Annotated in this window: 14 protein-coding genes; 5 read left to right on the plus strand and 9 right to left on the minus strand. The window is 61.7% G+C overall.

Annotated features, from left to right (window positions below; all coding sequences use genetic code 11):
- Window positions 1-51: 51 nt before the first annotated feature.
- On the minus strand, window positions 52-765 hold the full coding sequence (locus FZ934_RS01900; protein ID WP_153269675.1) for a DNA helicase: 714 nt from the start codon (window positions 763-765) through the stop codon (window positions 52-54).
- A gap of 277 nt (window positions 766-1,042) precedes the next feature.
- Here FZ934_RS01900 and FZ934_RS01905 point away from each other — a divergent pair, with 277 nt between their 5' ends.
- Window positions 1,043-1,381, plus strand: a complete 339-nt coding sequence (locus FZ934_RS01905) for a hypothetical protein (RefSeq protein WP_153269676.1) — start codon at window positions 1,043-1,045, stop codon at window positions 1,379-1,381.
- A gap of 148 nt (window positions 1,382-1,529) precedes the next feature.
- Here FZ934_RS01905 and fdhA read toward each other — a convergent pair whose 3' ends face one another.
- Window positions 1,530-2,720: a formaldehyde dehydrogenase, glutathione-independent gene (fdhA, locus tag FZ934_RS01910; protein ID WP_153269677.1), complete on the minus strand. Its 1,191-nt coding sequence runs from the start codon at window positions 2,718-2,720 to the stop codon at window positions 1,530-1,532.
- A gap of 274 nt (window positions 2,721-2,994) precedes the next feature.
- Here fdhA and FZ934_RS01915 point away from each other — a divergent pair, with 274 nt between their 5' ends.
- Window positions 2,995-3,303: a Dabb family protein gene (locus tag FZ934_RS01915; RefSeq protein ID WP_056824858.1), complete on the plus strand. Its 309-nt coding sequence runs from the start codon at window positions 2,995-2,997 to the stop codon at window positions 3,301-3,303.
- A gap of 17 nt (window positions 3,304-3,320) precedes the next feature.
- On the opposite strand, the gene FZ934_RS01920 is transcribed toward FZ934_RS01915, so the two are convergent.
- The 5 genes from FZ934_RS01920 to FZ934_RS01940 all read right to left on the minus strand — a co-directional run bounded on the left by FZ934_RS01920 (window position 3,321) and on the right by FZ934_RS01940 (window position 7,484).
- Window positions 3,321-4,220, minus strand: coding sequence for a metal ABC transporter solute-binding protein, Zn/Mn family (locus tag FZ934_RS01920; RefSeq protein WP_153269678.1), 900 nt, complete (start codon window positions 4,218-4,220; stop codon window positions 3,321-3,323).
- 17 nt (window positions 4,221-4,237) lie between these two features.
- Window positions 4,238-5,110 carry a metal ABC transporter permease gene (locus FZ934_RS01925; protein WP_153269679.1) on the minus strand — a complete coding sequence of 291 codons (873 nt, stop codon included), beginning with the start codon at window positions 5,108-5,110 and terminating at the stop codon, window positions 4,238-4,240.
- Window positions 5,107-5,844 (minus strand): metal ABC transporter ATP-binding protein, encoded by a 738-nt coding sequence (locus tag FZ934_RS01930; protein WP_153269680.1) that lies wholly within the window; start codon window positions 5,842-5,844, stop codon window positions 5,107-5,109. The genes FZ934_RS01925 and FZ934_RS01930 overlap by 4 nt, the downstream gene beginning before the upstream one ends.
- Before the next feature lie 265 nt (window positions 5,845-6,109).
- Window positions 6,110-6,595 (minus strand): peroxiredoxin, encoded by a 486-nt coding sequence (locus FZ934_RS01935; RefSeq protein WP_153269681.1) that lies wholly within the window; start codon window positions 6,593-6,595, stop codon window positions 6,110-6,112.
- A 64-nt stretch (window positions 6,596-6,659) separates the two neighbouring features.
- Window positions 6,660-7,484 carry a protein-disulfide reductase DsbD domain-containing protein gene (locus FZ934_RS01940; protein WP_153269682.1) on the minus strand — a complete coding sequence of 275 codons (825 nt, stop codon included), beginning with the start codon at window positions 7,482-7,484 and terminating at the stop codon, window positions 6,660-6,662.
- A 141-nt stretch (window positions 7,485-7,625) separates the two neighbouring features.
- Between FZ934_RS01940 and FZ934_RS01945 the strand changes: the two genes are divergently transcribed.
- The 3 genes from FZ934_RS01945 (at window position 7,626) to FZ934_RS01955 (ending at window position 9,665) form a co-directional block, all read left to right on the plus strand.
- Entirely contained in the window at window positions 7,626-8,231 is a 606-nt protein-coding gene (locus FZ934_RS01945; RefSeq protein WP_153269683.1) for a YqgE/AlgH family protein, read from the plus strand.
- A gap of 77 nt (window positions 8,232-8,308) precedes the next feature.
- Window positions 8,309-8,500, plus strand: coding sequence for a CsbD family protein (locus FZ934_RS01950; RefSeq protein WP_153269684.1), 192 nt, complete (start codon window positions 8,309-8,311; stop codon window positions 8,498-8,500).
- An 82-nt stretch (window positions 8,501-8,582) separates the two neighbouring features.
- A complete protein-coding gene (locus FZ934_RS01955) occupies window positions 8,583-9,665 on the plus strand; it encodes a zinc-binding metallopeptidase family protein (protein ID WP_153269685.1) in 1,083 nt (360 codons plus the stop codon).
- A gap of 7 nt (window positions 9,666-9,672) precedes the next feature.
- On the opposite strand, the gene FZ934_RS01960 is transcribed toward FZ934_RS01955, so the two are convergent.
- Entirely contained in the window at window positions 9,673-12,585 is a 2,913-nt protein-coding gene (locus FZ934_RS01960) for a sensor domain-containing phosphodiesterase (protein WP_153269686.1), read from the minus strand.
- Entirely contained in the window at window positions 12,582-13,196 is a 615-nt protein-coding gene (locus FZ934_RS01965) for a GNAT family N-acetyltransferase (RefSeq protein WP_153269687.1), read from the minus strand. Before FZ934_RS01965 ends, FZ934_RS01960 begins: the two co-directional genes overlap by 4 nt.
- Window positions 13,197-13,201 lie beyond the last annotated feature (5 nt).

Raw genomic sequence — 13,201 nt, forward strand, 5'->3', positions numbered from 1 at the left:
CTGCAATATATAGGCATACGTGCCGCGACCCTGAAGAGCCGCGGCAGGCAATCAGGCGACGTCTTGCAGCTGGGCTTCCCCTTCGTGAAGGAAGCAGGCCTTGTTGAAAAGGCCGAGATCGACGAAGTTCGGAAGGCGGATATCGCGGATATCGGGAAGCCGTTTGCTTGCCGGATCAAACGACCGGTCGATCTGCGAGATGAAGCCGAGCACAACGCCCGTCCGTTGCGCGAAATCGCCGAGCGTCTGAACCTGCTCGGAAAGAACGGGTTTGCTCCGGTTCTGGTCGAGCACCTGCAGATAGTCGATGACCGCGACCGTTCCAGGCTTCGACCCCGCCAGATGGCTTATGATGTAGTCCGCGCTGATCTCATCGGACGTGACAATTCGCACCCTGTCGGCAATGCGGTCAGTATCGCCCTCCAGCGATCGAAGATGCTTGCTTGCCTGTTGCTCGGTGAACTCCAGACTGAACAAGAAAGCCGTGCGGCCAGCGCGGACTGCATCGATCAGAAGCTGAAGCCCAAGGGTGGTCTTGCCGTGGCCGGGACGCCCGGCGAGTAAGAGCAGGTCGCCATCACCAAGGCGAGACAGGATCGTTTGCGAAAGCGGCCCGGAAGACATTCGGGACGAAAGTAGGCTCCATCTTGCAAACCCCTCGTCGCGGGCGATCTGGTCCAATGCTTGGTTGAGCGGAACCTTGTCGTTCCGTGCCATCAGCTTGGCGCGGCGCTTGAGCTGAAATATCGGTGCAGAGAGTTTCATCATAGACCTCTATTGCGAGCCGAAACGCAACCCCTCCTCATGCGATGCTCGAACAGATGGTTCGATGATCTGGCGTCACCCTGCATGTGCGATGCTTCCCCGAAAGGAGGGGGGAGGCTTGGGTCGAGCCTGTGGCCGAAGCCTAGCGAGTTGAGCGATTCGCGACAAGGCTGGCCTCCGCCTAAAGCCGAAAGCGATCCCGATGCGAGGCAGCGGGTGATTTCTGGTGTCAGGCGTGTAAGCTGAATGACCATCCAAGCCTTCGGAGAACGCGCCAATGCCCCGCTTTCTTGCCGTTTACACGATGAAGCCCGAAGCCGTCTTGGCTTTTCGAGAACTGCCGAAAGCCGAGCAGGATGCAATCGACGCCGCCGGCATAGCGGAGTGGGCAGCGTGGGAAGAAAGAAACGCCGCGTTCATCCTCGATCGTGGCGGCATGGTCGGAAAAACCACCCGTGTAACCAAGGACGGCATCGCCAAGGCCGTGAACCCGTTCTGCGGCTACCTGGTGGTCGAGGCGGAAAACGCCGATGCCGCCGCACGGATGTTCGCGGACCACCCGCACTTCACCGTGTTTCCCGGTGACGGCGTGGATATCATGCCGTTCGTAACCTAAGGGCATCGGCAAGACTTCGCGCCGGATGCGCTCATTCCGAGGACCGGCAAAACGATCATGAAATTTGCAAATGGCAGGGGCGGCTGTACGACGACGGCCGCCCCTCATTGTCTCATGGCTTTCCAGGCCGGAAAGAACCCGAACTAGATCAAGCCGCCTTCGCGACCTCGCCATGCGGGTCGAGCACGAACTTCGTCGCCGCACCATGGTCGAAGCTTTCGTAGCCCTGCACCGCCTCTTCGAGCGGAATGACCTTGGCGTTGACGATATCAGCTATCGGCAGCCGATCGTGCAGGATCGCCTGCATGAGCTGGCGGTTGTACTTCAGGACAGGCGTCTGGCCCGTATGGAACGACTGCGCCTTCGCCCAGCCGAGGCCGAAGCGGAGCGACAGGTTGCCGTTCTTGGCGGCGTTGTCGACGGCGCCCGGATCCTCGGTCACGTAGAGGCCGGGAATGCCGATCGAGCCAGCCGCGCGGGTGATTTCCATCATCTGGTTCAGAACGATCGCCGGCTGCTCGCCGCCCGAATGGCCGCGCGCCTCGAAGCCGACGGCGTCGATGGCGCTGTCCACTTCGTTCGTCCCTGTAACCTGCGCGATCATGTCGCCGAGGCGATCGCTCTTCGACAGGTCGATCGGCTCGAAGCCGACCCTGGCGGCATGGGCAAGGCGATCCTTGTTGAAATCGCCGATCATCACGACGGCGGCACCGAGGATGCGGGCGGAAGCGGCCGCCGCAAGACCGACCGGACCGGCGCCGGCTACATAGACCGTCGAGCCGACGCCGACGCCGGCACGCACAGCCCCGTGAAAGCCGGTCGGCAGGATGTCGGAAAGCATGGTCAGATCGCGAATCTTCTCCATCGCGCGATCGCGGTCCGGGAATTTCAGCAGGTTGAAGTCTGCGTAGGGAATGGTCACGTAGCGGGCCTGTCCGCCGATCCAGCCGCCCATGTCGACATAGCCGTAGGCGCCGCCGGCGCGTGACGGGTTGACGGTGAGGCAGACACCGGTGTCCTGCGATTTGCAGCAGCGGCAGCGGCCGCAGGCGACGTTGAACGGCACGGAAACGATGTCGCCGATCTGAAGCATCTCGACGTCGATGCCCTTCTCGATGACCTCGCCGGTGATCTCATGGCCGAGGACGAGGCCGGGCATGGCGGTGGTGCGGCCGCGCACCATGTGCTGGTCCGATCCGCAGATGTTGGTGGAGATGACTTTCAGGATCACGCCGTGCTCGATCCTGCGGCCATCGGGCGCCTCAAGCTTCGGATCGTCGATATCGTGGATTTCGACCTTGCCAGGCCGCATGTAGACGACGCCTCGGTTCTTGCTCATTTCCATCTCCTCCGTTGAAAATGCATATTGCACGCAGGGCTCCTCTTCCCCGCGCGCTGGGTATCGACAGATTAGACGAGAATGTAGGACGCGCCGTTCCGTTTACGACGGTTTGCGGCGTCGAATTGGTCGCGTCCTGCACATCAGCTGTCGCCGAGGCCGTCCACGCAAGGCCATTCACATGGGGATGCAGTCAAAACGGCACAGCCTTGTCCCTTGCCCCTGCGATGTTTCTCCTTATGCTCGGCGGAAAACGGATCCGGGAGGTCACCATATGATCCTGCACTGCGTGCTGATGCGGCTGAAGGCAGCCATGACGGGGGATGAAAAGCAGTCCCTGTTCGACGCGATCGTCGGATTGAAGCAGCTGATACCAGGCATTCTCGATATCAAGCACGGCCCGAATGTCTCGCCGGAGGGGCTGCACGCCGGCTACGTCGACGGTTTTGCCGTGACCTTCGAGAGCGCAGATGCACGCGACGCCTATCTCGTGCACCCTGATCATGTCGCCGTCGGCGAGCGCATCGTCTCGTCGACGGACGGTGGACTTGGCGGTCTGATCGTCTTCGACCTGCAGGTCTAGTCTAGGACATCAGGGACTCAGCTCGATTTCCGCATCGCCGCGGCGATCTGGTCGACGTTGAAGCGAAACATCTTTTCATAGGTGGGGGCGGGGCCCTTCGCGTCCGAAAGCGATTCAACGTAGAGTTCGCCGCCGGGCTCCGCGCCCGTCGCCTTCGCGACCTGGCGGACGAGGCGCGGATCGTTCGAGTTTTCGAAGAAGTAGGTTTTGACCCGCTCCTGCTTGATCTGTTCGATCAGCTTTGCAACCTCGGCAGCCGATGCTTCGCTTTCCGTCGATATCCCGATCGGCGCTAGGAAGCTCACCCCGTATTCGCGGCCGAAGTAGCCGAAAGCATCATGGCTCGTCAGCACCTTGCGGCGGTCCTCAGGTATCTTGTCGAAGGCCGAGCGCGCATAGGCATCGAGCGCATCGAGTTTCGCGGTGTAGGCCTTGGCATTATTGTCGAAGGCACCGGCGTCAGCAGGATCCGCCGCGGCAAGCGCCTTCGCGATGTTGGCGACCCAGACCTTGACGTTGACGGGGCTGTTCCAGACATGCGGATCGGTGATCGTCTTGCCGTCCTCTTCCATGGTCCGAAGCGTGACGCCGTCGGAGGCGACCACCGGCTTACCCTGGTAGCCGGATGCACTGATCAGCCTGTCCATCCAGCCTTCGAGGCCTTCGCCGCTGACGAAGACGACGTTCGCTTCCTTCAGGTTTCTGGCATTGGCCGGCGATGGTTCGAACTCGTGGGGATCGCCGTTCGGGCCGACGAGGCTGGTGACGTGCACATGGTCGCCGCCCACCTGTTTGACCACATCCGCGAGGACGGTGAAGGAGGCAACGACCTTCAGCGTCTCGGCGGAGGCGGGCAGCGTGGCCGCCATTGTCGAGGCGCAAAGCGTGATGGATAGGAGCAGTCGTTTCGAGATCATCTGGGTCTCCTTTGAGGTCAGCCCTCAAGGTGAGGGCGGGGGAAGTAGCGCCGGAGAAGTCCGGCGGGCGCGAAAACGATGGAAAGGCCGTAGATCAAGGCTGCGGTCATGATGATCGTCGGTCCGGAGGCGAGCTCGAAATGGTAGGAGGCAACGAGCCCGAGATAACCCGACGCCACAGCGCTTGCGCCGGCAACCGCCATCATCGATGGCAGGCTTCGGCACCAGAGCTGTGCAATGGCAGCCGGCAGCATCATCAGGCCGACCGCCATCAGCGTGCCGAGTGCCTGGAAGCTTGCAACCAGGGTCAGCACGACGAGCAGCAGGAAGAGGAAATGATAGAGCGGTCCACGGCCCCCGACCGCCCGCAGGAAGCCGGGATCGAAGCATTCCACGACGAGGGGGCGATAGATGACGGCGAGCGTCAGCAGCGTCACGGTGGTGATCGCGCCGATCTGGTGCAGGGCAGGCGCGTCGATCGCAAGGATCGTCCCGAAGAGCACGTGCAGCAGGTCGATGCTGGATCCTCGAAGCGAGACGATAAGCACGCCGAGCGCCAGCGACGCGAGGTAGAAACTGGCAAAGCTCGCGTCTTCCTGCAACACGGTAGCGCGGCTGACGGCGCCTGAAAGCAGCGCGACAGCAAGCCCCGCGACAAGTCCGCCGAGCCCCATTGCCGTCAGCGACAGCGACCCGGCTACCATATAGCCGATCGCCGCGCCCGGCAGGATCGCATGGCTCATGGCATCGCCGACAAGGCTCATCCGGCGAAGAACCAGCAGCACGCCGATCGGCCCCGATCCCATGCCGAGGCAGAGGCAGGCGACGAGCGCGCGCCGCATGAAGCCGTAATCGGCAAACGGCGCGATGAAGAGATCGTAAGCGCTCATGCGGCGGGCGCGCAGACGGCTGCGTCCTCGTCCCAGCGTTCCGCCATGGCCCGGGCTCTCAAGAGGTTGTCCGGCCTCATGACATCGGCTGTCGTTCCCCAGTCGACGATCTCGCGTGCAAGAAGAAGTGTCTGCGGGAAATGCGATCGAACCTGCTCGAAGTCGTGCAGCACCGCGATCACGGTTCGTCCCTCGGCGCCCCATCGCGCGACGATATCCAGAAGGTCGCGTGTCGTGCGGGCATCGATCGCGGTGAACGGCTCGTCGAGCAGAATGACCTTCGCATCCTGCAGCAGCAGCCGTGCAAACAGCGCGCGCTGTGCCTGCCCGGCCGAAAGCGAGCCGATGGATCGCCCTTCAAAGCCTTCCAGCCCGACGGCGGCAAGTGCCTCGAAGGCTTTCGTTCGCTGCGCACGACCGACCTGCCGGAACGCGCCGGCCTCGCGCCAGGCGCCCAGCAGGACGGTTTCGAGAACGGAAATCGGAAATCGCCGGTTGATATCGGCTGCTTGCGGCAGATAGCCGAAGTCCGTCGGCGCCAGCCCGTGTTCGACCCGGCCGGACACCGGCCTGATCTCGCCGATGATCGCCTTCAGCAATGTCGACTTGCCGGCACCGTTCGGCCCCGCAATGGCCGTGAGGCTGCCAGGAGCGAAGGTCCCGGAAATATGGTGGACGGCAGGATGCCGGTTATACGCGACCGTCAAGTCGTGGAGGTGGATCGTATCGATCATTGCAGCCGCACGGCCCAGGCAATCAATCCCCAGAGGCAGAGAGATGCAACGCTTGCGGCGGCCAGTCGCAACACTGCCGATTGCGCGAGCACTCCCGAGCGGGTCTTCCTGGTCGCGTTCCTCATTGCAAATCCTTATTATGTAATAACGTAACGTGTAATGTTATTACAAATCAGGCAATGTCAAGCCAGTTGTGCGAGGCAGGCATCGAAAACAAAAAAGCGGCCGGGAAGGCCGCTTTTCGAAACCTAAATCATCGAGAGGATCAGAGCTGCTCGATCATCGTCGCAGCGCTGGAGACGGTCGCCTGGCCGGGGTTCTCTTCAACGTTCAGCGACTTCACGACGCCGTCTTCCACCAGCATCGAATAGCGCTTCGAGCGGATGCCGAGGCCGCCGCCGGAAAGGTCGGCATCGAGGCCGAGCGCCTTGGTGAAGGCGGCGTTCCAGTCCGCCAGGAAGTGGATCTTGCCGAGCCCGCCCGAGGATTGCGCCCAGGCGCCCATGACGTGCCAGTCGTTGACGGCGATGACGGCGATATCGTCGACACCCTTGCCGAGAATGGTGTCGCGGTTTTCCAGATAGCCCGGCAGGTGGTTGAGCGAGCAGGTCGGCGTGAATGCGCCGGGCACCGCAAAGAGCACGACGCGCTTGCCCTTGAACAGCGCGTCCGTCGTGGTCTCGACCGGACCATCGGCGGTCTTTTCCTTGAAAGTGGCTGATGGCAACGCGTCGCCGATTGCGATCGTCATGAAATTCTCCTCATGCTCGTTGGAAAGCGGCTCCGGCCGCAGTTCGGGGGACTATAGGACGCTGCTATTCAAAGGCAAGCGGGCTTTCCATCCCACGCGTCCCGTCTATGACGAGAACGCTCCACACCTTTCCATGAACGTCGTAATTGAGGGGCAGCTTGCCGATCGCAAGCGTTGCTTTGGCCGTGTTGCCGGTGCGCGTCGCCGCGATCTGCCTTGTGAACGCGTAGCCGCTCGGGCCGGCAACAACGACCTGCGGCGGCGTCTCGCCGGATTGTGGCAGCTTCATCTCCAGCGTCAGGCTCTTGCCGTCGGCCGAAAGCGTGTGCCCGGTAATCGCAAAGTCGGAGGAGGGCGGTTGCGGCAGTCGTTTTTCGGCCTCGGCGAGAATGGCTTCCTCTTCCGGCCGCGACAGTGCCGCAGGCGAAAGCTTCAGCGTCAGATCAGCCTGGAAGGGAATGCAAATCTCCTTGCAGATGCCGATGAAGGCCATGGCATGGATCTCGCTTGCCGCCCCGGTCGCCTTCAGCGTCAAGGGGAAGGTGACGGACGCGTCGTAGGCGATCTCGTCGACCTTTGCATCGACGATATGCTTTGGAACCGGATAGCGGATCTCCTGAAGCGTGACGCTGCTGCCGGGTGTGATCGTAATCTGCGGAGGGATTCCGTTTTTGCCGGGTTCGCGCCAATAGGTGATCCAGCCGGATCGCGGCTCGACCTGCAGGCCTGCGCGTATTTCGCCCTTTGCGTCGGGCGGCAGGGCGACAAGGCGCATGCGCCCGCCTTCGTTGTCCGCCCATGCGCTCATTTCCGCCGAAGCAGCGGTGAACGATAGACAGAGGCCAAGGGCGGCAAGGATCAGGTGTGAAGCGCGGATCGAGATGAGCATGGAGAAATATCTATGGGAAATTGCGGCAATCGGTCCAGAACGCTGTTTGAATTAAATTCTCATTTTCAGTTGATTGATACCGGACATTGGCCCATGTTGATTATGTCGAGGCCCAAAATCGGTCTGGCAGCAGGAGGAAAGATGTCCTTATCCACGCTGAAAAACAGACGTGAACGTGGCTTCTTCGACGGCCAGTTCCTTATTGCCATGCCGGGCATAGCCGACAGTAATTTTTCCCGCTCCGTGATCTACATTTGCGCCCATTCCGATGCCGGCGCGATGGGGTTCATCATCAACAGGCCGCAGGAACTGACGTTTACCGACGTTCTCCTGCATCTCGACATCATCAAGGATGATGATGCGATCGTGCTGCCGCCGAACGCCCGAGATCTTCAAATCCAGACCGGTGGTCCTGTCGAGAGCGGCCGTGGCTTTGTCCTTCATTCGGACGATTACCTCTGTGATTCCAGCATTCCCGTCAGCGACGACATCTGCATGACCGCGACGCTGGATATCATTCGCGCCATCTCGAATGGAAGCGGACCGAAGCGCGCTACCATGATGCTGGGATACGCCGGCTGGGGCGCGGGTCAGCTCGAAGCGGAAATAGGGAACAATGGCTGGCTGAATTGCGCCGCCAACGAAGAGTTGATCTTCGACGCAAGCCTCGACGACAAGTACGAGCGCGCGCTTGCCGGCATGGGGATCAGCGCTGCGATGCTCTCGGCTGAAGCCGGTCACGCCTGATCGCGGAACCATCGACGCCCCGCGGCGTTTCCTTCGGGCAATTGGACACAATGGTCCGACCAACAAAGGAAACAGCGATGGGAAGCACCACCGACAAGATTTCGGGTAAGACCAACGAGATTGCCGGCAAGGCCAAACAGGCCATCGGCAAGGCCACCAATGATCCGGCTCTTCGTGGCGAAGGCGCGGCTCAGGAAACCAAGGGCAAGGCCCAGGTGGCAACGGGCAAGGTCAAGGACAAGCTGAAGGGCGCGGTCGACCGGCTCTGAAACATTTCACTTCATCTTATATGCCTGCCGCGTTGCCGCGCGGCGGGCATTTTACGACGCGCGAGTGCGGGGACGGAAGCCAATGAGATTGTTTGCCTGCGACAGCTGCGATCAGGTCATCCACTTCGACAATCGACAATGCGTGCGGTGCGGTCACCGGCTGGGCTTCCTGCCTGACGATATCAGGATGCATGCGCTGGAACTGGCAGGCGACGAATGGCAGCTCGTGGCGGACAGGCAGCGTCGGGTGCGCTTCTGCGCCAATGCCGGTCTCGACATATGCAACTGGCTCGTTCCGGAGGAGGACGGCCATGAGTTCTGTATTGCCTGTCGCTACAACAGGCTGGTGCCGAACACCAACACGCAGGATGGCATCGACCGCTGGCGCCGCATCAGTCAGGCGCAGCGCCACCTGTTCTACTCCATGCTGCGTTGGCTGCTTTCGCCGCCCGATCGGCAGGAGGATCCACAAGGCGGCCTCGTCTTCGACTTTCTGGAGGATGAGGTGCAACCCGATGGCAATGTCATTCCCGCCATGACCGGCCATGATGAAGGCGTCATCGCTATCCGCGCCGCAGAAGCCGACGATCTCACCCGTGAGCAGGCACGCGCGTTGATGAACGAACCCTACCGGACGATGCTCGGTCATTTCCGTCACGAGATCGGTCATTTCGTCTGGAACAAGTTGGTCCGCGACCGCGATGAATTCGAGGGGTTTCGCGCGGTGTTCGGCGACGAGCGAGCCGACTACGGGCTCGCATTGGAGGATCACTACCAGAACGGTGCGCCACCCGACTGGCAGCAGAGCTTTATCAGCACCTATGCCACGGCGCATCCGTGGGAAGATTTCGCGGAGTGCTTCGCGCACTATCTCCATATCGTCGATACGCTGGAAACCGCGCGAGCCTTCGGTATCGCGATCGATCCGCGCGGCCACGAGGAGATGGCCGCGGAGGTAGATTTCGATCCCTACCGGGCCGCCAGCGCCGAGCAGCTTGTCAGTGCCTGGATACCGCTGTCGGTGGCGATCAATGCCATCCAGCGCAGCATGGGGCAGCCCGATTCCTATCCCTTCGTGCTGTCATCCGCCGTCGTGACGAAGCTCGAATATCTCCACCGGCTGATCCAGAACAGAGTGGCCGAGCGCAAGCGCGAGGCGGCCTAATCTTGCCTTACGCCCGCTTTGTCAGCGGAAACCGTTCCTTCAGCAGGCGCAACACTGATTCGGCTGCCATCGGCGGGCCGAAGAGATAGCTCTGGCCGAAGGTGCATCCCATCTTCGCAAGTTCGATCGCATCCTCGTTCGACTCGATCCCTTCCGCGACCACCTTCATGTCGAGTTCGCGGGCCATGGCGATGACGGAGCGCAGGATCGTCGCCTTCCGGTCGCTGGTGTCGCAGACGAGGGCCTTGTCAAGCTTGACGGTATCGAACGGGAAACGCGTCAGATAGGACAGCGAGGAATAGCCGGTGCCGAAATCGTCGAGTGCCAGACCGAGGCCGACGTCCTTCAGTTTCTCCAGAACGAGGCGTGCCTGTTCCGGGTTTTCCATCACCATCGTTTCGGTCAGCTCTAGCTTCAGTCGCGATGGGTCGCAGTGCGTCTTGGCAAGCACCGACCTTACGTCTTCGTAGAGGTCGTTGTTCAGAAGCTGCGCGCTTGAGAGGTTGATCGAGACGAAGATCGGCAGTTCGCCGGTCTGGTTCTCCCATGACATGAGGTCATTGGTCGCCTGCTCCAGCGCAAAGAGGCCGAGCATGTTGATGATGTCGGAGGCCTCGGCGATCGGGATGAACTCGGACGGCGGAATGCTGCCGCGTTTCGGATGTTCCCAGCGCATCAGCGCCTCGAAGCCGGCGATCTCGACGTCCTCCAGCCCGGCGATCGGCTGGTAGACCATCGACAGCTCCTTGCGCTCCAACGCGCGACGGAGATCCGATTCCAGCTGCAGCCGGTCGGCACCGAAGTCGCGGAACGCTGGCTGGAACGGCTCCACGCGGTTGCCGCCGGCGCGCTTGGCACGATACATCGCCAGTTCCGCGTCGCTGAGCATGCTTGCGGCATTCTCCTGCTGGTCGACGAACGAGGCGAGGCCGATGGAGGCCGTCAGGATGATTTCGCGGTTGGCGAAATTGATCGGCACCATGATCGCCTTGCTGATCGCATCCGCGAAGTCCGCGATCTTCGTCGGGTCGCGCTCGGAGGCGAGGATAAGGCCGAACTGATCGCCGGACAGCCGCGCAAGCGTATCCTGCGGCTTCAGCAGTCGGCGAAGACGCCGTGTCAGCGCGATCAGAATATTGTCGCCCGCCGCAATGCCGAGAGCGTCGTTGACCATCTTGTAGCGGTCGATGTCGATGACCATGACGGTCGGCCGCAGCGTTTCGCCGCCGGGCGCCAGCGCCAGAACCGCTTGCAATCGGTCGACGAAGAGTTGCCGGTTCGGCAGGCCTGTCAGATTGTCGTGCAGGGCGTCCTGCAGCAGCCGATCCATCGAGTTCTTCTGCTCGGTCACGTCGACGACGGTGCCGACGCAGCGAATGACCTCGCCGTTCGACCCAAGCACCGGCCGCGCGCGGATCAGCAGCCAGTGGAAATGGCCGTCCTCGGCGCGGATCCGGAACTCGTGATTGAGGCGGCCGCGGCGGTGTTCGAGAAGCACGTCGAGCGTGGCGCGGAAGCGATCGCGGTCGTCGGGATGAAGGCGCGGCAGCCAGTTGCGCGCAGCCCCGTGCATCGTTCCCGGTGCAAGCCCGAGTTTCATTGAGACGTCGGGGATCGTGACGACGCGGTCGCGTGCCACATCCCAGTCCCACACCATGTCGCCCGAACCGGTCAGGGCCAGCGACTGGCGCTCGAGGTCGGAGAAGAGACCTTGCTGGAAGGCACCACCGGCAAACGCATGCTGCATGACGGTGAAGCCGATCAGCAGCACGATCAGGACGAGGCCGCCGCCGAGCGCCGGCTGGATGATGTCGTTGTCGAGTCTACCCGTGATGGTCAGCCATGCACCGAAGATCCAGACGAGGATCAGTGCCCATGCCGGCACCAAAAGGATGGCGCGGTCGTAGCGGTTGAGGCCGAGATAGACGATCAGCAGAAGCCCCATCGTCGCCGTCAGCGCGAAGGAAAGTCGCGCGATACCGGCTGCGATCGACGGGTCGTAGATGGCAACCCCGAAAAGCAGCGCCAGGCCGAGCACCCAGGCGAGCGTCAGATAGCCGAGATGCGTGTGCCATCGGTTCAGGTTGAGGTAGGTGAAGAGGAAGATGACGAAGCTCGAGGCAAGCGCCACTTCCGCGCATGCGCGCCATATTCGCTGGTCGCCGGAGGCTATGCTGACGAGCTTACCGAGGAAGCCGAAATCGACGCAGATGTAGCCGAGCACCGCCCAGGCGAGTGCTGCGGTCGCCGGCAGCATCGAGGTTCCCTTGACGACGAAGAGGATCGTCAGGAACACCGCCAGAAGGCCGGCGATACCGAGCACGATGCCGCGATAGAGCGTGAAGGCGTTGATCGTGTCCTTGTAGGCGTCGGGTTCCCAGAGATAGATCTGCGGCAGTTCAGGCGTCGAAAGCTCCGCGACGAAGGTGATCACGGCGCCCGGATTGAGGGTGATGCGGAACACATCGGCCTCGTCGCTCGGCTGCCGATCGAGCGCGAAGCCTTCGCTCGGCGTGATCGCGATGATGCGCTGCGAACCGAGATCCGGCCAGAAAAGCTTCGAGTTCACCAGGCGGAAGTGCGGCGCGACGATGACGCGCTCAAGCTGTTCGTCGGAGACGTTGGCAAGCGCGAAAACGGCCCAATCGCCCTGGTGGTTGTCGGAGCTGGCACGTACCTCAATACGGCGACGGATACCGTCGGCTCCGGCAGCGGTCGAAACCTGGAAGGCCTCTCCCTGGTTCGCATAGATTTCAGTCGTCGCCGTCAAGTCGAGCGCGGTGTCGTCTCGCGAGATCTTGACCGGTTCGGCTGCCTGGACATGACCCGCAGCCAGCATGAAGGCTGACAGCAAGAGAGCTGCGATCACCGCGATGAAGCGTCCGGCCGGTGATGAGAGCAGCATGCGGTTGTTAGTCATCGGCTGTCGGTTATCCTGCCTTTATCCGTGTCGGTGGCGAGTAGTGAGAACATCACATGATCATGCCACTGACCGTTGATTTTCAAGTATCCGCGCAGATAGCCTTCCCGCTGAAACCCGGCTTTTTCAAGCAGGCGGATGCTCCGAGCATTGTCTGGAATACAGGCTGCTTCGATACGGTGCAACTCAAGCCCTGCGAAGATATAGGGTATAACCAATCGAAGTGCGGCGAACATATGGCCCTGGCCGGCATGGGCCTCGCCCATCCAGTAGCCGATCATGCAGCTTTGGGCGGCGCCTCGGCGGATATAGCCGATGGTGATGCCGCCGAGCAGCGTCATGTTTTCCTTGTGAAACAGGAAGAGCGGGATGGCCTGCCCGGAGGCATATTCCTGCTTGCCGCGAATGACGCGGGCGCGGTACGCGCCCTCCGTCAGTTCGTCGCGACGCCATGTTGGCTCCCAGGGCTCAAGGAACTGCCGGCTCGCCGACCGCAGCTTGTGCCACTGGTTGAAGTCCTGGTAGCGCGGCAAACGAAGCACATAGTGCTCGTTCTCGAGCTCCACCGAATCCGGCTGCCGCGACAGGAACCGAAAAACCGATTTTGGCATCGATC

The organism is Rhizobium grahamii (genome assembly GCF_009498215.1).
Classification (GTDB): domain Bacteria; phylum Pseudomonadota; class Alphaproteobacteria; order Rhizobiales; family Rhizobiaceae; genus Rhizobium; species Rhizobium grahamii_A.